Source organism: Micromonospora sp. NPDC005205, assembly GCF_040608275.1.
GTDB lineage: Bacteria > Actinomycetota > Actinomycetes > Mycobacteriales > Micromonosporaceae > Micromonospora.
In genome coordinates this window covers 144,343-162,816 of sequence record NZ_JBEXHV010000005.1, presented here as the reverse complement: position 1 = coordinate 162,816, position 18,474 = coordinate 144,343, and the positions used below count along the sequence as shown (strand labels likewise).

Here is an 18,474-nt window from a genome sequence, read left to right as displayed (position 1 = left end):
CTCCTATGCCGACTGCGCAGCGGCCACGAGGGGCTCGACCCGCACCGAGGTGAGCAGTTCCCGCTCGAAACCGACCTGGCGTTCGGAGCCGACCAGTCGCAGCGGCAGGGCCGCCGCCACCTCGCCGCTGGAGCGGCCGAACCGCAGCTCGACGTCGCCGGGCTCGACGATCCGTCTGCCGGTCAGCCCGGTGAACGACGCCACGTCGGCAGGTACGCCGAACGTCACGTGCGCCACCTCGCCGGGCGCCAGCGGCAGCCGGGTGTAACCGATCAGCCGGACCACCGGACGGGTGGTCTGCGCGACCGGGTCGTGCAGGTAGAGCTGCACGACCTCGGTGCCGGCCCGCTCACCGGTGTTGGCGACGGTGATCCGCACCCGTACCTCGCCGTCGACCGGCCAGGCGGTCGGATCTTCACGCGGTTCGACCACAGTGGCGTCGGACCACTCGAAGGTGGTGTAGCTCAGCCCGTGGCCGAACGGGTACGCCGGGCTCGGGTCGATCGAGGAGACCTTGTTGCGCCGGCCGAGCGGTGGCGCGAGGTAGGTGCTCGGCAGCCCGCCGGCGTCGCGGGGCACGCTGACCGGCAACCGTCCGGAGGGGTTGACCGCGCCGGTGAGCACCTCGGCGAGTGCCTGCCCACCGAGCTGGCCGAGGAAGAACGCCTGCACCACGGCCGCCGCGTCGTCGAACTCCGGGCCGAGCGCGTACGGGCGGCCGGCCATCAGGACCAGGACGACAGGGGTGCCGGTGGCGAGAACGGCGCGGACGAGGTCGCTCTGCACGCCGGGTAGTCGCAGGTCGACGGCGTCGCAGCCCTCACCGGAGGTGCCCCGGCCGAACATTCCCGCCCGGTCGCCGACGGCCAGCACGCACACGTCGGCGGCGGCGGCAGCGGCGACCGCTGCCGGGATGCCCGAGGTGTCGTCACCGGTGACGGTGCACCCCGGCTCGTGGGTGAGCATCGGGACGCGCCGGGCCAACTCGTCGCGCAGTGTGGGGATGGCCAGGCCGAGCCCGAAGTCGCTGTGGTTGACGCCCACGTGGTTGGGGAACGAATAGCAGCCGAGCATGCCCATCGGGTCGTCGGCGACCGGGCCGACCAGGGCGACCCGGCTTGCCACGGCCAGCGGGAGGACGCCGGTGTTGCGCACCAGGACGACTGACTCCCGGGCCAGGCGAAGGGCAATCTCCTGGCTGGCCTCGTCGTCGAAGCGCAGGGACGCCACGTCGTCGGGCAGCTCCTGCCAGCCCTCGTCGAGCAGACCGAGCTCGATCTTCTGGATCAGCACCCGCCGCAGCGCGCAGTCGATCAGCGCCTCGTCGACCTCGCCGCGGCGGGCCGCCTCGACCAACGGTTCGCCGAAGGCGTCCACGGTGGGCAACTCGACGTCGATCCCGGCCCGCAGGGCGAGCCGGGCCGCGTCCGCGGCATCCCCGGCGACTCCGTGCAGGGTCTGCAGGAACCGTACGGCGAAGTAGTCGGCCACCACTGTGCCGGTGAAGCCCCACTCGTCACGCAACAACCCGGTCAGCAGCCCACGGTCAGCCGCGACGGGCAGGCCGTCGATCTCGGCGTAGGAGTTCATCACCGAGCGGGCGCCGCCGAGGCGCAGCGCCATCTCGAACGGCGGCAGGATGACGTCGGCCAGCTCGCGGCGGCCCATCGGCACCGGCGCGAGGTTGCGTCCGCCTCGGGAGGCGGAGTAGCCGGCGAAGTGTTTCAGCGTGGCCACCACACCGGCCCGCTCCAGGCCCCGCACGTAGGCGGCACCTGTCGTCCCGACCAGGTAGGGGTCCTCGCCGATCGTCTCCTCGGTACGACCCCAGCGGTAGTCCCGGGTGACGTCCAGCACCGGGGCGAGGCCCTGGTGCACACCGGCGGCCCGCATCGACCGCCCGATCCGATCGGCCATCGCCTCGACCAGTTCGGGGTCGAAGGACGCGCCCCAGCTCAGCGGAGTCGGGTAGACGGTGGCCCGCCACGCCGCGAACCCGGTGAGGCACTCCTCGTGCACCTGCGCCGGGATGCCGAACCGACTGGCGGCCACGATCTGCGCCTGCGAGGCCGCCAGTGACCGGGCGCCGAGCACCGGGTCGACCGGGGCGGTGCCGAACGGACGGGTCAGCTGGCCCAACCCGTACCGGATGACAGTGCTCCACGGCGGCAACTCGCTGATCATGTCCGACTGGTGCGGTGCGACGCCCTCGCCGCTGGCGTCGGCGCCAACCCAGACCCCGACGAGCTGGGCGATCTTCTCTTCGAGGGACATCTTCGGCAGGAGCGCGTCGGCCCGCTCGGTCGGCGACAGCCGCTGATCACGCCACGGCGCGGCGCCGCCGTCGGAGAGCGACTGACTTCTCATGCCCTGACCCCTTAGCTCCGGCCACATCCCCGTGCCCTGGTGGAACCAGTTCCGTGGCGGACGTTTCTCACGATCCGAAACTTTCCGGAAACCTGCGTAACCTTTTCGGCAACCTAAGTGTCCCATCGATGCCTGTCAAGTGTCCCAATCGGACTACCAGGGGATGTTTCCTGCACACGGTGAGCCCGCGATCGGCGTTCCGTTGCCAACGAGCCGCGCGATGTCCAGCCAATGCGCAGTCCGAGTGCGGCAACTACTGGCGTGAATGTCCCATCATGTTAAGGTCGCCCGAAACTTTCGGATGTTGTATGAGGCCGCGATGACAGAGCACCGCCCGCTCGACCCACCCGCCTCCACCACCATCGCAACCATCGCCAACGATGTCGGCGTCTCGGTCGCGACCGTGTCCAAGGTCCTCAACGGCCGCGGTGATGTCGCCCCCGGCACCAGAGCCCGGGTGGAGGCGAGCCTCGACCGCCACCAGTACCAGCGCCGCGCCCGGCGACAGGCGACCAGCGGCGGCCGGGTGGACCTCGTGTTCCACGAGTTCGACACGGGTTGGGCCATGGAGATCCTGCGGGGCGTCGAGGCGGTGACCTCAGCGGCCGGCATCGGGCTGTCGATCGCCCAGCTCGACGGCGCGCACCGCCCGCCGGCACGATGGTTGGAGGCGTTACTCGCCGACCGCCCCCTGGGCGTGGTGTTCGTCCTCTCCCACCTGGCCGAGGCCCAACAGCAGCACCTGCGCCGGCAGGGCATTCCGTTCGTCGTCGTCGACACCGACAGCGCCACCTCGGCCTCAGTGCCGACCGTCGGGTCGAACAACTGGAACGGCGGCCTGCTCGCCGCCCGGCACCTGCTGGAGCTGGGGCACCGACGGATCGCCATCATCTCCGGGCCACCCGACGTGCTGTGCAGTCGAGCCCGCGCGGCCGGCTTCCAGTCGGCCCACGACGAAGCCGGAATCGTGGTCGATCGCGAGCTGATCCGCTACGGCAGTTTCTCCGCCGGAGCGGGGCACGCCCACGGGCTGCAACTGCTCCAGCGGCCGGACCGACCCACGGCGATCTTCGCCGGGTCGGACATTCAGGCCATGGGGGTGCTCCGGGCCGCCCGTCAGTGCGGCCTGCGAGTGCCCGAGGACCTCTCGGTGATCGGGTACGACAACCTGCCGGTCTCCGCCTGGACCGACCCGGCGCTCACCACGATCAACCAGCCGTTGCGCGACATGGCCGGCATCGCCACCCAGATGTTGCTCGACCTGACCAGGGGGAACGAGCCGGCGACCAGCCGGATCGACCTGGTGACCGAGTTGGTCCTCCGGGAGAGCACCGCGCCCCCCGCCCATCCGCACTGACCCCGGCCCCTGCGAGGACCCGTGCCCCACACCGCCTCCACCTTCGACGACCTCCAGCGGTACGCACCCGAGGTCGCCGAACCCGACGACTTCGACGAGTTCTGGCGGGACACGCTCACCGGGGCGGCAGCCGTACCGGTGCTCGTCGACGTCCGCCCCGAACCCACCGACCTGCGGCTGCTCGACTCCTGGGACGTCACGTTCGCCGGCTTCGGTGGTGACCCGGTCCGCGCCTGGTACACCCGCCCGGCCGGGGTCAGCGAACCGCTGCCGGCCGTGGTCGAGTACGCCGGCTACGGGCGCGGGCGCGGTCTGCCCCACGAACGCCCGACCTGGGCGGTGGCCGGGTACGCGCACCTGCTGATGGACAACCGGGGACAGGCGGGGCAGCACGGCGCCGGGGACACCCCCGACCCGCACGGCGCGCCCGGCGGGCCCTGGCCGGCCACCTGGGGGATCCTCGATCCGCGCACCTACCACTACCGCCGCCTGATAACCGACGCGGTGCGGGCGGTCGAGGCGGTCCGCGCGCTGCCGGGGGTCGAGGGTGACCGGGTCACCGTGGTCGGCAACAGCCAGGGTGGCGGCATCGCCCTGGCGGTGGCGGGTCTCGTCGAGGATCTCAGCGCGGTGCTGACCACCGCCCCGTTCCTGTGCGACATGCGCCGGGCCGTCGCGCTCACCGACCTCGCGCCGTACGGCGAGATCGCCCGGTACCTGGCGGTGCACCGGGAGGCCCAGGAGGCGGTGTGGCGCACGCTGTCCTATGTCGACGGGGTGAACTTCGCGCGTCGGGCGACTGCGCCGGCGCACTTCGGCATCGGCGGACGCGACACCGTCTGCCCGCCGCGAACCGCCTTCGCCGCCTACAACCACTACGGCGCCGCGAACGGGAGGCCGGTCCCGCCCGAGCGGGAGATGCACGTCTACCCGTTCAACGGCCATGAGGGCGGCGAGGCCGTGCACGTGCGGCGTCAGCTGCGCTGGCTGGGCTCGGTCCTCCATCCAGCGCGGGCCTGAACGCCCGAGGCATCGTCGGGTGCTGATGCGTTGCCGGTGTTAGCGATAACACGCTATGGTGCGTCAGGCGAGGTGCAGGGCACACCTCCGCCACGGCTTCCCGGTCCGTCCCGCCAGATCCTCGACGGCCGGTGCCCGCCGTGCATCGCCACGACCACCAGTGCAGACGTCCGGGTTGTTGGTCGTGCCGCGCACCCCACCTCCGCGTACCGCGTCATGACGGCAGCCGTCTCGCCGGTGGCCGCTGATGTCGCGCACCCCCACCAGAGGAAGTCCCATGCGCAGTCCAACGCTCGTGCAACCCGTCCCTCTCGCACCGACCGGCAACGCACCGACGTCGAGGCCCCGGCGGGCTCGTCGATGGTGGACGGCCCTGGCCGCCGTCGCCGCCATTGTCGCCGCCGTGCCGATCGCGACCACTCCCGCCAGCGCGGAGTCCAACGGCGGCGTGCGCGTGATGCCGCTCGGCGACTCGATCACCGACGGATTCAACGTCCCCGGTGGTTACCGGATCGAGTTGTGGCAGCGGTTCACGTCCGGTGGTTACCGGATCGACTTCGTCGGCTCCCAGTTCAACGGGCCAGCCAGCCTCGGCGACCACGACCACCAGGGCCACTCTGGCTGGACCATCGCCCAGATCGACGCCAACGTGGTGAACTGGTTGCGGGCCACGAATCCGCGGACCGTGCTGCTGCACATCGGCACCAACGACATGTACGGCGACACGTCCGGGGCCCCGTCCCGGCTGGCCACTCTCGTCGACCGGATCACCAACACCGCCCCGAACGCCGACGTGTTCGTCGCGACGATCATCCCGAAGTCCGGCGCTGACAACCAGGTCCGGGGCTACAACGCCGCGATCCCCGGGATCGTGCAGAGCCGGGCCGCCGCCGGCAAACGCGTACACCTTGTCGACATGTACCGCGCCCTGACGCTCAGCGACCTGGCCGACGGGGTGCACCCGAACGCCACCGGCTACCGCAAGATGGCCGCCGCCTGGTACGACGCCCTCCGTGCGGTGCCCGGCAGCATCGGGGGCGACACCCCTCCGACCACTCCCCCTCCGACCACGCCCCCGCCCACCACGCCCCCTCCGACCACGCCCCCGCCGTCCGGTGACTGCCGCGTCTCGTACACGATCAACGCCTGGAACAGCGGTCTCACCGCGTCGGTCTCGGTGACCAACACCAGCAGCACGCCGGTGAACGGTTGGAGCCTGGCGTTCACGCTGCCCGGTGGGCAGAGCATCACCAGCGGGTGGAACGCCACCTACTCCCCGTCCAGCGGAGCGGTGACCGCCCGAAACGTGTCCTACAACGCGACGATCGCGCCGAACACCTCGGTCGACATCGGCTTCCAGGCAACCCACACGGGTGGCACCGGTCGGCCGGCCGCATTCACCCTCAACGGCACCGCCTGCACGCTCGCCTGACACCAACCGTCGCGGTGCCGGGTCACACCGGCTCGGCACCGCGCCGACGACCGCCGACGCGGGGGTCGAGCGGTCACTGCTGCGCAGCGCCGTAGAGCCGGCTCACGGTCTCGGCCACGCAGACGGGCTTGCCGCCGCTGTCGCTCTCCACGGTGACCGTCACGACCAGCTGCACACCGCCGCTGACCGGCGACACGTCGGCGATGGTGGCGGTGGCCCGTACGGCGGCGCCGACCCGCAGCGGCGCGGGGAAGCGCACCCGGTTCAACCCGTAGTTGACGCCCATCGCCACCCCCTCGACCCGGTAGAGCCCGCCCGCCAACGCCGGCAACAGCGACAGGGTGAGGTACCCGTGGGCGATCGTCCCGCCGAACGGCCCCGCCGCGGCTCGGACCGGGTCGAGATGGATCCACTGGTGGTCGTCGGTGGCGTCGGCGAAGAGGTCGACGCGGCTCTGCTCGACGCGCTGCCACGGACCGGGCCCGAGGCTCTCGCCGGTCGCGGCGGCCAGCTCCTCGAACGAGGTGAACACTCTCATGCCGGATCTCCCTACAGGTACTAGAAGGCGTTGACGCCGGTGAGCGCGCGTCCGATGAGGAGTTGCTGAATCTGACTGGTGCCCTCATAGAGCGTGGCGACCCGGGCGTCGCGCAGATACTTGCCGACCGGATACTCGTCGATGTAGCCGTACCCACCGAAGACCTGGACCGCGTTGTTGGCCGCGCGGACGGCGGCCTCACTGGCGAAGAGCTTGGCCATCGACGCCTCGGTGGCGAACGGCTGGTCACTGTCGATCAGGTCGGCCACCTGCCACACCAGCAGCCGGGCGGCGGCGGTGTCCACAGCGATGGCGGCGAGCAGTTGTTGGACGAGCTGGTGCCCCGCGATCGGCTTGCCGAACTGGGTGCGCTGCCCGGCGTAACCGACCGCCGCGTCGAGGCAGCCCTGCGCGATGCCGACGCACCCGGCGGCCACCGACATCCGGCCCTTGGCGAGGGTGGCCAGGGCCAGCCGAAATCCGGCGCCTTCGGCGCCGAGACGGGCCGTGTCGGGCACACGCACCTCGTCGAAGCCCAGCTCGCCGGTGGCCTGACCGCGCAGACCGAGCTTGCCGTGGATCTCCCGCCGGGTCAGCCCCGGGCTGTCGGTGGGCACCAGGAACGCGGTGATTCCTCGGTGCCCGGGGCCGCCGGTGCGGGCGAAGACCAGCGCGACGTCGGCCGTGGTGCCGTTGGTGATGAACATCTTCGTGCCGGTGAGCAACCAGTCGGTGCCGTCGCGGACCGCACGGGTGCGCAGTGCGGCCGCGTCCGAGCCGCTGTCCGGCTCGGTCAGCGCGAAGCAGCCGAGTGCGGTGCCGGCGCAGAGCCCTGGTAACCACTCGGCCCGCTGCTCCGCGCTCCCGTGCGCGGCAATCGACTTCGCGACCAGGCCGAGGGAGACCGAGACGATGCCACGCACCGCCGAGTCTCCCCGGCCCAGTTCCTCCAGGACCAGGCAGTACGCGAGGTGGTCGCCGCCGGAACCGCCGTCGGCCTCGGCGATGGTCAGCCCCAGGAAGCCCAGGTCACCGAGCATGCCGACGATGGCGGGGTCGACCGATTCGCGGCGGTCCCAGGCGGCTGCGTGCGGTAGCAGCTCGCGGTCGGCGAACTCGGCGGCCAACTGGCGGACCGCCGCCTGCTCGGCGGAGAGGGTGAGGTCCATGACGCACAAACTAGCGGTGATAGTTAAACGCGTCCAGACCGGGCGTTCACCGGTCGGAGCTCAGACCGGCGTGCCGTTCGGCCGTGAACGCGCGGGCCAGCTCGGTCCGCGAACGGATACCCAGCCGGTGGAACACGTTGCGCAGGTGGTGGTCGACCGTACGGGTGGAGAGGAACATCCGGGCGGCGATCTCCCGGTTGGTGGCGCCCTCGGCGACCAACTCGGCGATCCGCAGTTGCTGGCCGGTCAACAACCGCGCCGCGGGCAGGTCCGGCGGACCGATCGACTCCCCGGCCGCCCGCAGCTCCGTGGTGGCCTGCTCGGCCCAGCACTCCACCCCGAGCAGGCTGAACATCTCGCGGGCCTGGTGCAGGTGCGTCCGCGCGTCGCGAGGGCGTCGACTGCGGCGCAACTCCTGACCGAAGAGCAGTTCGGTGCGGGCCCGCTCGAACGTGCCGGCCTCGGTGGGGTGCAGGCGCAGCGCCGCCTCGAAGTCCCGTTCCGCGTCGGTGCCGCCCCGAGGGGCGAGCAGTGCGTGGCACCGCGCGGACAGGGCCCGGCGCAACGGGCTCGCGGTGCTGCTGGCCCACCTGTCGAACGCGGCGAGCGCGGCCGTCGCCGCCGGCCGGTGCGCCAGGTGCGCCGCCGCCTCCACCAGGTACGGAGTGGCCATCACCTGCACGAGGACCTGACCTCGGCGCGTGCCGAGCCGGGACAGCGACGCCAACCGGTCCGCCGCCTCGGCATGCCGGCCGTCCACCAGGTCGAGCACCGCCAGGGCCCACGCGGCGAGCGCGTGCGGGCGGCTGCCCGGCGTCGGCGACTCGCCGATCTCACGAATCCGCCGCAGGCTGGTCTCCCGATCGGCCCGGATCGCGGCGAGGACGGCCAGCATGCCCAGGTGGACGTTGGCGCAGTTGACCTGCCCGGTCGCCCGGGCGACGCGCAGCCCGTCGCGGGAGGTCTCGGCCGCCGCCTCGTGTCGACCCAACCAGTACTCGGCGACCGCCCGCAGCTCCAACGCCCGCGACAGCATGGACAGCTCACCCCGTTCCCGGGCCAGCTCGACCGCGCGTTCGGCGAGCCGGTGGGCCGCGCCGTCCACGGCCACCAGCAGTCCGGCCGCCGCGGCGCAGCTGAGCGCGGTGGGGGTCAACGCCGAACCGGTCAGCCGGTCACCCAGCACCACGGCGCGGCGCAGCGCGGGCCCGGCCCGCTGGTGGTCGCCCCGCAGGGTCGCCGCCACCCCGGCGATCAGACAGCCCATGACCTCCAGGGCCGGCGGGTCGCCTGGGCGCCGTAACGCCAGCGCCCGCCGTCCGACCTCGGCGTAGCGGTACTGGTCGCCCGTGAAGCAGACCGCCTCGCCGGCGCGTACCAGCCCGGTCAACGCCAGGGCACGGTCGGTGCCGGCCACCGCCGCGGTGGCGGCCAGCAGTGTGGCCGACGCACTCGAGGCGGTGCCGCAGCGCAGTTCCAGCTCGCCGCGGAGCAGGTCGGCGCGGCCCCGAACGACCGGGTCGACGCCCACCGCGCGGAGGCGGTCGAGCAGCAGCCGGGCCTCGTCGGGTTGTCCCCCGGCCCAGGCGTACCGGGCTGCGGCCAACAGACGGGTGGCGGTCAGCCTCGGCTGGTCGCTCAGTTCGGCGGCCCACCGCAGGGCCATCGAGGCGGCAGCCCAGCCGTCGGATCCGCCGACCGCCGCCTGTTCCAACTCGGCGGCGAGGGCCGGATCGGCACCCGCGGTCGCGGCGGCGAGGTGCATCGCCCGGCGCAGCCGTTGCCCGTCCGCGACCAGCACCTCGGCGAGCAGTCGATGCGCCGCGCGGCGCTCCGCGAGCGGCGCGCTGGCCGCGATCATCGTGCGCACCAGCGGCTGCGGGAAGGTGACGCCGCGTTGCTCGACGCGGACCAGGCCGGCGACCTCCGCCGGGGCGAGCGCCTCGACCTCGGCGCCCGCGGCCGCCGCGGCCCGAATCAGGGTGCCCGGCTCGCCGTCCTCATCGAGCGCGGCGAGCAACAGCACCCGTCGGGTCTCCGGGGGCAGCCGGTCCAGCCGGGCACGGTACGCGCGACCCAGCGCTCCGTCCGCCGGTGGCGCGGCGGGCAGCGACTCCTCGCCCCGCCACTGCCCGGCGGTCAGGACCTCGGCGAGGTCCACCAGCGCCTGCGGGTTGCCGCCGCCGACCGTGGCCAACGCGGTCAGTGCCGACGCGGCCGGCCGGTCGGGAAGCCGGTCGACGCTCTCGCGCCCGGCCAGCCGATCGAGTCGATCGGTGAGGACGGCGCGGCTCTCGTGCTCGGTCAGCGCGCGCAGTCGGTGTGCCGGTATCCCGTCGAGGTTGGCGGTGACGTCGGCGGTGAGCAGGACGGCGAGCGGCAGGTGCCGCAGTCGGCGGGCCACGAACGCCAGCACCTGCGCGGTCTGCGGGTCACCTCGGTCGATGTCGTCCATCGTGGCGAGCAAGGGCCGGTCCCGGGCGGCGGCGGTGAGCAGCCCGAGCACCGCCATCGACAGGGTCAACTGCCGGTCGGCCGGGCAGCTCTCCCCGGCGAGCGCGCGCCGCAGCAGATGGCGCTGCTCGTAAGGGAGCGCGGCGGCCCGGTCGAGCACCGGGTCGACCAGACGTTGCAGGCCGGCGTACGGCAGGGCGGCCTCCTCGGCGAGCCCGCTGCCGGCGAGCACTGTGCAGCCACTCTCGGCGTGTCGATGGGCGTAGCCGAGAAGCGCGGTCCGGCCCGATCCGGGCTCTCCGCGCAACAGCAGGGCACCGCCGGCGTTGGTCATGCCGTCGAGCAGGCTCCGGACAGCCCGGCACTCGTCGTCCCGGCCACGCAGCACGGTTAGTTGCACTCTTGATGCAGTAACCATGCCTGCCAGTGTTACCCATCGGAAACCGAATGGAAAGAGGGGGCGATATCGGGCCGGGCCGGAATCAGTCGGGCGCGACCTCGGCCAGCAGAGCGCCCACGGTCCGGGCCATCACCGCGCGGGCCTGGTCCACGCCGAGACCGAGCCCGTAGCGCAGCATCGACCAGGCCTGCCAGGTGCTCGCCGCGACCAGGGCGTTGAGCAACTGGTCCCGTCCCGCCCCGGCCTCGGCCAACTCGACGGCGAACAGCTCCTCGACCTCGTCGCGGACCCGTTCGATGTGCTTGAGACGGTTGCGGTGCAGCTGTTCGGAGACCGGCTCACGCATCTGGGCGGCCCGCGCCGACGGCGCGATGAGCTGGAGCAGCCGAGCCCGCTGCCGGCAGTACGCGTCGACCCGCTTCGCCAACGGCAGCCCGGGTGAGATCGGCCGGTAAGCGGCGTCCTGCTGGCGGAGCACCTCCGCGCCGCTGGCCTCGAAGAGCGTCTCCATGTCCTTGAAGTTGGTCCAGAGGGTGCGCAGCGAGATGCCGGCCCGCTCGGAGATGCGCTCCCCGGTCGGGCGGAGGTCGCCCTCGGAGATGAGCGCGAGATGCGCCTCGACGATGGCGGCGCGGGTCCGCTCGGCGCGGGCGGTACGCCCGTCGACCCGACCGGCCACATCGACTGCGTCCATCCGCCCTCGCCCCCTCACCGCCACGGCGTCCCCCGACGCACCGCCGAGTCTAGACAGGCGTTGATCAGCGGCTCCGGACGCTCCGCCGACGCCGTCATCCGGCCCGGCCGGTCAGCGAGACGCCGCCGTCGCAGACGATGGTCTGCCCGGTGATCCAACTGGCGTCGTCGGAGGCCAGGAAGGCGACCGCGCCGGCCACGTCGGACGGCAGACCGAGGCGCCCGAGCGGGTACCGCGCGGCAACCTCGGCCTCCCGTCCGTCGTAGAGGGCGGCGGCGAAGCGGGTCTTCACCACGCCGGGAGCGACAGCGTTGACCCTGACCGTCGGGCCAAGCTCCACGGCGAGGCTGGCGGTGAGGTGGTTGAGCGCGGCCTTGCTGACCCCGTAGCAGGCGATGCCGGGCGACGGACCGAGCCCGGCGATCGACGAGACGTTGACGACGCAGCCACCGCGCTCGCTCATGCCGGCGGCGCAGATTTCCTGCACCCAGCCGAGCGCGGCGACCACGTTCACGTCGAGGATCTTGCGGGCCGCGGCCAGGTCCAGCTCGACCAGCGGGCCGTGCACCGGGTTGATGCCGGTGTTGTTGACCAGCAGATCCACCGGTCCGAACGCCGCGGTCACCGCGCGCACCGCGGCGGCTCGATGCTCGGGATCGTCGGCCCGGCCCGGCACCGCGAGGGCGTGTGCCGGACCGCCGAGGGTGGCGACCGCCTCGGCCAGCCCTTCGGGGCGGCGGGCGGTCAGGCCCACCCGGGCGCCTTCGGCGACGAGGCGTTGGGCGATGGCCAGGCCGATTCCGCGACTGGCGCCGGTGACGATGGCGGCCCGGCCCGCGAGCCGGCCCGAATATGCATTCACGGTGCAGATAGTAGGAGCATCGATCGGTATCGGTCAACGCCTTCGACGGTCGGCCGGCAGGCCGTGCCGGCAGCACGCGCGCAGCCGTCCGACCGGGCGTGGTCAGCCGGGACCACGCCCGGTCGGACGTCGGGGCTGCGGGGCCTCAGGAGACGGTCGGCACCCCGTTCGCCGGCGGCGCAGCCGGGGTGGCGGTGTACTCGTTGACCGCCCCGTCCGCCTCGTCCGTCTCGTACGCCGGCCCGAAGTAGCTCTGCACTCCCCCGCTCACCCGGCTCAACCGCTGGCCGCCGTACCCGGAGTGGTCAGTGGCGGAGAAGCGCAGCGGCACCAGCCCGGGGCCCTGGAAGCCGCCCTTCTGCACGGCGTCGAGGACCTTCTCCCGGGTGAGGTCCTTGCCGGCGGCGAGCAGCGTCTGCACGAAGAGATAGCCGACCGACATCCCGTAGACGGTGTTGCCGTCGAACGGCGCGTCCCCGTTGTGCTCCTTGTTGACCTTCGTGAAGAGCTGGATCCACGGGTTGGCGGTGTCGTTCTGCATCGGCAGGTAGTTGGTGCCGACCATGCCCTCCAGCAGTGGCGCCGCCGCGCCGAGCTGCTTGGCCAGGGTCGGGTGGTCGGCGCCGACGTTGGAGACCAGCCACTGCGGCTTGAAGCCCAGCCGCGCCGCCGTGCCGACGGAGAGCGCGGTGAAGCCGGGCACCGTGGCGAGCACGACGACCTGGCAGCCGGCCGCCTTGAACGCGCCGATCTGCGGCGCCACGTTGGTGTTGCTGGTGACGTAGGTCTGCTTGGCCACCACGGCACCGGCGCCGAGCACCTTCTCCACGCCGGCCAGGCTGTCCCGGCCGAAGTCGTCGTCCTGCCCGAGGAAGCAGACCTTCTGGCCGGCCAGGTTCGCCTTCGCGTAGTTGGCCAGGATCTTGCCCTCGACCGTGTAGTCCGGGTTGAACCCGAACGTGCCCGGATACTTGTCCGGTTGGTCCCAGCTGCGGCTGCCGGAGGCGACGAAGAGGTCGGGCACCCGGTTGCTCTTGAGGAAGTCGAGCACACCGGTGTGCGTCGGCGTGCCCAGACCGTTGAGGATGGCGAAGACCTTGTCCTGGAGGACGAGCTGGCGGACCACCTGCTGGGTGTTCGCCGGGTTGTAGCCGTCGTCCATGATCTTGTACGTGATCTTGCGGCCGTGCACGCCACCGTTGGCGTTGACGTAGTCGAAGTACGCCTTCGTCGCCGGGGCGATCTTCGAGTAGCCGGCCGAGGCCGGCCCGGTCAGCGGCATGTGGGTGCCGACGACGATCTCGGTGCCGGTGACGCCTGGCACCGACGCCCCGCCGGAGCCGGGGCCGTCGTCGCCGCTACAGCCGGCAGCGGTGATGAGCAGGGCAAGGGTGCTGGCGATCGCGAGGCCGCGATGCGCTTTACGGTGCATGGGAAACACCGACCTTTCTCGGTCCGGTTTTCTGGGGAACGGTGTGGTGGTGGGGCGCCCGGCCGAGGCCGGACCGAGGACAGCTCAGGAACGCCGGGTCGGCCGCCTGGCCAGCAACGCCCGGCCGAGACGCGACAGCAGACCCTGCACACCGCCGGGGGCGGCGATCATGACGACGATCAGGGTGAGTCCGAAGATCGCCAGGGGGAGATTGCCCTCCATCCGCTGCGCCACCGCGGGCGAGAGCGTGAGCATCCCGGTCAGCGAGTGGGTGAGATCGGGCAGGGCGACCAGCAGGACCGCCCCCCAGAGCGCGCCGGTCAGTCGACCCAGGCCACCGATCACCACGGCCATCAGCAGGAACAGTGACAGGGTCAGCGAGAACGCGCCGGGTGAGACGCTCTGCGCGAGCACCGCCAGCAGCGCGCCGCCGAGCCCGGCGGTGGCGGCGCTGACCACGAAGGCGAGAACCTGGGTGCGGGCCACGTGGATGCCGGCGAGGCGGGCCGCCACCTCGTCGTCGCGGACCGCCCGGAAGGTCCGCCCGTACCGGCTGCGGATCAGGTTCGCCAGCAGCAGCAACGCGAGCAGGGTGGCCGCGCCGGTGACCCAGAGCTGCCACCGCTCGTACGGGAAGTACGGGCCGAGCGACAGCGGCGGCGGCTCCACCGGCACCGACAGCCCCTGCTCGCCGTTGAACACGCCGTCGAAGGTGACCGCCAGCGCCGGCACCACCACGGCCACCGCGAGGGTGAGCCCGGCCAGATAGGGGCCGCGCAGCCGGGCCGCTGCCACACCGACCACCGCGCCGACCGCGACCGTGCTGACGATCGCCGCGGCCAACGACAGCGGCAACAGCCAGCCGCCGGTCATTCCGCGGTCGGCGAACGCGGTCTGGCACAGCGCCACCGTGTACGCACCGGTGGCCATCAGCGCGCCGTGCCCGAGCGACAGTTGACCGTTGAGCCCGGTGAGGACTGTCAGCCCGGCGGTCGCGCACAGGTAGGCAGCCACTGTGGCGAGCTGGAAGTTGCGGAACGGCTCGACGGAGTAGCTGACCGCCACCAGTAGCAACCCGGCGGCCAGCACCACCGCGAGGTGGCGCAGCAGGGTGGAGCCCCGTCGCCGGTCGACAGGCCGACCGGCCGGGTCGTCGAGCTGCTCTCTCGGCGGCACGGCCGCCTTCGTGGCGCTCACACCCGCCTCGCCACGACCGGGGCGAACAGCCCACCGGGCCGGACCAGCAGCACCGCCAGCAGCAGGACCAGCACCGCGAGCGGGGTGAGGTCACTGCCGGCGTAGCCGCTCACGTAGGAGAGCAGCAACCCCACCACCAGCCCACCGACCACCGCCCCCGGTGGACTGTCCAGCCCGCCGACCACCGCCGCGGTGAACGCCGAGACGAACACCAGGTCCATCGCGTGCGGGTGCAGGCCCAGCTCGGTCGGCAGGACCAGCATGGCGGCCAGCGCGCCCACCCCGGAGGCGAGCGCCCAACCGAGGGTCAGCATCCCACCGACGTTGACCCCGAGCAGCCGGGAGACCTCCGGAGCGAAGGCCGCCGCGCGCATCCGCAACCCCACCGGGGTACGCGCGAACATCCAGGCCAGACCACTGACCACCACGCCGATCGTGGCGAAGACGAACAGGTCGTACGGGGACAGCACGGCGACGCCGCCCACGGTGAGGGCGGACCGGCTGAACGGGGCCTCGGCGGGGCGGAACTCACTGCCGTACACCATTCCCAGCACGGCCTGAATCAGCAGCACCAGCCCGAGCGCGACGATCACCGGGTTGAGCGGTGAGGCGTGATCGACATGCCGCATCACCACCCGGTCCACCAGCGCGCCGAGCAGCAGGCCGGCGACGATCGCGACCACGAAGCCCAGCCAGTAGGAACCGGTAGCGGTGCTGACGGTGTAGGCGACGTACGCGGCGGCGACGGCCATCGCCCCCTGGGCGAAGTTGACGACCCGCGCCGCCCGCCAGATGAGCACCAGGGCCAGCGCGAACGCGGCGTACACCGCGCCGCGGGACAGGCCGTCGACGGTGAGGAAGACGAAGCGGTCCAACAGTCCTCCCTCCGGGGGACGAGATGGTGGTCAGAAACCGAGGTAGGCGTGGCGCAGGTCGACGTCGTCGCGTAGCCGCGCCGCCGGGGCGGCGATCACCACCCGACCGAGGGACATCACGACGCCCTGGTCGGCGACGGCGAGCGCGCTGCGCACGTTCTGCTCGACCAGCAGGACGGTCAGGCCGGTGCGGTCGCGCAGTTGGCGGAGCAGGGCCATGGTCCGGGCGACGACCCGTGGCGCCAGGCCGAGCGACGGCTCGTCCAGCAGCAGCAGGCGGGGTCGGCCGACCAGGGCCCGACCGAGCGCCAGCATCTGCCGCTCGCCGCCGGAGAGCTGGTGACCGAGGTGCCGGCGGCGTCGGGCGAGCGGCTCGAAGAGCTGGTAGACCTCGTCGAGGGCCCGCCCGGCGTCGGCCCGGTCGCGCCGCCACAGCCCGCCCAGCCGCAGGTTCTCGTCGACGGTCAGCTCGCTGATCACGCCTCGACCCTCCGGGACGTGCGCCATGCCGCGTCGGACGAGCTGCTCCACCGGCGTGCCGCGAAGGTCCTCGCCGGCCAGCAGGACCTGGCCGGCGGCCGGGCGGATCATGCCGGAGAGCGCCCGCAGGAGAGTGGTCTTGCCGGCGCCGTTGGCGCCGACGACAGCGGCGATGGTGCCGGCCGGGACGGTGAGGTCGATGGCCCGCAACACGGGCGCGGCGCCGTAACCGGCGACCAGCCCTCGCACGACGAGCAGATCGGTGCCGCTCACACGGCACCTCCTTTCGTTCGCGACTGCGGGGCTCGAAAACCCGGCTCACTCCTCGCGCTCACGGTGAGACCTCTTCCTCGACGGTGGCACCGAGGTACGCGTCGGTGACCGCGGGGTCGTCGCGGATCTCGTCCGGGGTGCCGGCGGCGATGACCCGGCCGAAGTCGAGCACCACGAGTTCGTCGCAGACGGCCATCACCAGGTCCATGTGGTGCTCGACCAGGAGCACGGCGCAGGGGTCGGTGTCCCGCCGGGGCAGTTGGCGGACCAGCTCCCCCAGCTCGGCGATGTCGTCCGCCCCGAGGCCACCGGCCGGCTCGTCGAGCAGGAGCAGCCGGGGCCGGGCGGCGAGCGCGCGGGCCAGGGCGACCCGCTGGCGTACGGCGAAGGGCAGGGTGGTCGGTGCGGCCCCGGCATGCTCGGCGATGCCCAGCTCGTCGAGGATGGCCAGGGCGTCCGCGCGCAGCCGGCGTTCGTCGCGGTCGCTGGCCGGCAGCCCGAGCAGTGCCGGGACGAAGCCGGCACGGGCGGTGTGCGAAGCGCCGGTCATCACGTTCTCCAGCACGCTCAGCCCGGCGAAGAGCCCGGTGCCCTGGAGGGTCCGGGCGATGCCGAGCCGGGTCAGCCGGTGCGGCCGTGGTCGCAGCGGCCGGCCGTCGAGGGTGAGTGAGCCCGTCTCCGGTGCGACGAAGCCGCAGATCACGTTGAACAGCGTCGTCTTGCCGGCGCCGTTGGGCCCGATGACGCCCACCACCCGGTTGGGTGGCACCCGCAGGGACACGTCGTCGAGGGCGGTGAGGCCGCCGAAACGGACGCCGATGTGGTGCAGTTCAAGGCCGCGCTCCATCACCCATCCCTCTGTCGTGGCGGGTGTTTATTTACACTCGCAGTGTACGTTTCTCGGGTTAGGCGTCAAGACCTTCAATGCCCCCTTCACGCACGTGGACGGGGCGGCCGCCAGCGGCGACCGCCCCGTGACCGCCGTCAGGCGCTGGGACAGGTGTTGCGGTACTCCTGGATCTGCGAGCCGCTCGGGCCGGGGCAGAGGAACTGCTCGTAGCGGGTGTCGTCGTCGACGAACCTCTTCAACCAGGCCACCATCTGCCGCGCGGTCGGCGTGTTCGTGGTCTGTGGGAAGAAGTGGCTCGCCCCGTTCAGCTCCAGGTACGCCTTCTCGGCGGAGGACGGGATGCTGTTGTAGAACGGCACCGAGTGCGTCGCGACCGGCGCGACGCTGTCGCTCTCGCCGCCGATGATCAGCGTGGGCACCCGCAGCTCGGACCAGCTCTTGTCCGTGTTCCACGGCGCCAGCGGCACCGCCGCCTGCAACGACGGCCGCGACGAGGCCGCCTCCAGGCTGCCTCCGCCACCCATCGAGTGACCGGCCACCGCGAGTCGACTGCTGTCGATCCGGGTGCGCACCGAGCTGCGCTGGGTCAGGTAGTCCAGCGCGGCGAGCAGCTGACGGCCCCGACTGTCCGGCTGGTCCAGCCGGGTGTTCGTCTCGATGCCGATCACGACGAAGCCGTGCGAGGCGATACGCGGTCCGAGCCAGCTGATGCTGGACCAGGCCGCTGTGTAGCCGGGCGAGATGGCGATGGCGCCGAAGGTGCCCTCGCTGGTGCTGGTCGGGTAGTAGATGACGCCGCCGCCGAACCCGGTGACGCTCAGCGAGGACACGCTCTGCGACGCCGTGGCGAACGGTCCGCGACTGGCCTCCAGGATCGAGGTGGTCGGGGCGGGGCCGCGCTCGTACGGGCCGGCGGCCTGGGCGGCGCTGGACGACCCGGCCAGGGCGCCGCCGGCGGCCAGGACGGCAGCCAACGCGAGCCGGGTGGCACGGGCTGTGACGGAACGGGGACGGGTGGTGGTTGGTGAGGACACGTCGGGCACTCCCTAGAGTCGAGGGATATCGACGTGTGTC

15 protein-coding genes are annotated in these 18,474 nt (G+C 72.4%); 3 read left to right on the top strand and 12 right to left on the bottom strand.

Annotated features, from left to right (window positions below):
- Positions 1–3: 3 nt before the first annotated feature.
- Entirely contained in the window at positions 4–2,367 is a 2,364-nt protein-coding gene (locus tag ABZU43_RS12365; RefSeq protein ID WP_355006596.1) for a glycoside hydrolase family 3 N-terminal domain-containing protein, read from the bottom strand.
- A gap of 319 nt (positions 2,368–2,686) precedes the next feature.
- Here ABZU43_RS12365 and ABZU43_RS12360 point away from each other — a divergent pair, with 319 nt between their 5' ends.
- The 3 genes from ABZU43_RS12360 to ABZU43_RS12350 all read left to right on the top strand — a co-directional run bounded on the left by ABZU43_RS12360 (position 2,687) and on the right by ABZU43_RS12350 (position 6,176).
- Positions 2,687–3,724, top strand: coding sequence for a LacI family DNA-binding transcriptional regulator (locus ABZU43_RS12360; protein ID WP_355006595.1), 1,038 nt, complete (start codon positions 2,687–2,689; stop codon positions 3,722–3,724).
- A 21-nt stretch (positions 3,725–3,745) separates the two neighbouring features.
- Entirely contained in the window at positions 3,746–4,744 is a 999-nt protein-coding gene (locus ABZU43_RS12355) for an acetylxylan esterase (protein WP_355006594.1), read from the top strand.
- A gap of 277 nt (positions 4,745–5,021) precedes the next feature.
- Positions 5,022–6,176, top strand: a complete 1,155-nt coding sequence (locus ABZU43_RS12350) for a cellulose binding domain-containing protein (RefSeq protein ID WP_355006593.1) — start codon at positions 5,022–5,024, stop codon at positions 6,174–6,176.
- A 73-nt stretch (positions 6,177–6,249) separates the two neighbouring features.
- Here the strand turns inward: ABZU43_RS12350 and ABZU43_RS12345 are convergent, their stop codons facing one another.
- The 11 genes from ABZU43_RS12345 to ABZU43_RS12295 all read right to left on the bottom strand — a co-directional run bounded on the left by ABZU43_RS12345 (position 6,250) and on the right by ABZU43_RS12295 (position 18,434).
- Positions 6,250–6,714, bottom strand: coding sequence for a MaoC family dehydratase (locus ABZU43_RS12345; RefSeq protein WP_355006592.1), 465 nt, complete (start codon positions 6,712–6,714; stop codon positions 6,250–6,252).
- Positions 6,715–6,734: 20 nt separating this feature from the next.
- A complete protein-coding gene (locus ABZU43_RS12340; RefSeq protein ID WP_355006591.1) occupies positions 6,735–7,883 on the bottom strand; it encodes an acyl-CoA dehydrogenase family protein in 1,149 nt (382 codons plus the stop codon).
- Positions 7,884–7,929: 46 nt separating this feature from the next.
- Entirely contained in the window at positions 7,930–10,755 is a 2,826-nt protein-coding gene (locus ABZU43_RS12335) for an AAA family ATPase (RefSeq protein ID WP_355006590.1), read from the bottom strand.
- A gap of 64 nt (positions 10,756–10,819) precedes the next feature.
- The gene (locus ABZU43_RS12330) at positions 10,820–11,431 is read right to left on the bottom strand and encodes a TetR/AcrR family transcriptional regulator (protein ID WP_355006589.1); all 612 of its coding nucleotides are present in this window, start codon (positions 11,429–11,431) and stop codon (positions 10,820–10,822) included.
- A 94-nt stretch (positions 11,432–11,525) separates the two neighbouring features.
- Complete coding sequence (locus ABZU43_RS12325; RefSeq protein WP_355006588.1) at positions 11,526–12,293, bottom strand: SDR family oxidoreductase; 768 nt, start codon at positions 12,291–12,293, stop codon at positions 11,526–11,528.
- Positions 12,294–12,438: 145 nt separating this feature from the next.
- Positions 12,439–13,725, bottom strand: coding sequence for an ABC transporter substrate-binding protein (locus ABZU43_RS12320; RefSeq protein WP_355006587.1), 1,287 nt, complete (start codon positions 13,723–13,725; stop codon positions 12,439–12,441).
- Positions 13,726–13,809: 84 nt separating this feature from the next.
- Positions 13,810–14,922: a branched-chain amino acid ABC transporter permease gene (locus tag ABZU43_RS12315; protein WP_355006586.1), complete on the bottom strand. Its 1,113-nt coding sequence runs from the start codon at positions 14,920–14,922 to the stop codon at positions 13,810–13,812.
- Entirely contained in the window at positions 14,919–15,797 is an 879-nt protein-coding gene (locus tag ABZU43_RS12310) for a branched-chain amino acid ABC transporter permease (RefSeq protein WP_355006585.1), read from the bottom strand. Before ABZU43_RS12310 ends, ABZU43_RS12315 begins: the two co-directional genes overlap by 4 nt.
- Positions 15,798–15,827: 30 nt before the next feature.
- Positions 15,828–16,550, bottom strand: coding sequence for an ABC transporter ATP-binding protein (locus tag ABZU43_RS12305; RefSeq protein ID WP_355006584.1), 723 nt, complete (start codon positions 16,548–16,550; stop codon positions 15,828–15,830).
- A gap of 58 nt (positions 16,551–16,608) precedes the next feature.
- Complete coding sequence (locus tag ABZU43_RS12300; RefSeq protein WP_355006583.1) at positions 16,609–17,397, bottom strand: ATP-binding cassette domain-containing protein; 789 nt, start codon at positions 17,395–17,397, stop codon at positions 16,609–16,611.
- A gap of 137 nt (positions 17,398–17,534) precedes the next feature.
- Complete coding sequence (locus ABZU43_RS12295; protein ID WP_355006582.1) at positions 17,535–18,434, bottom strand: alpha/beta hydrolase; 900 nt, start codon at positions 18,432–18,434, stop codon at positions 17,535–17,537.
- Positions 18,435–18,474 lie beyond the last annotated feature (40 nt).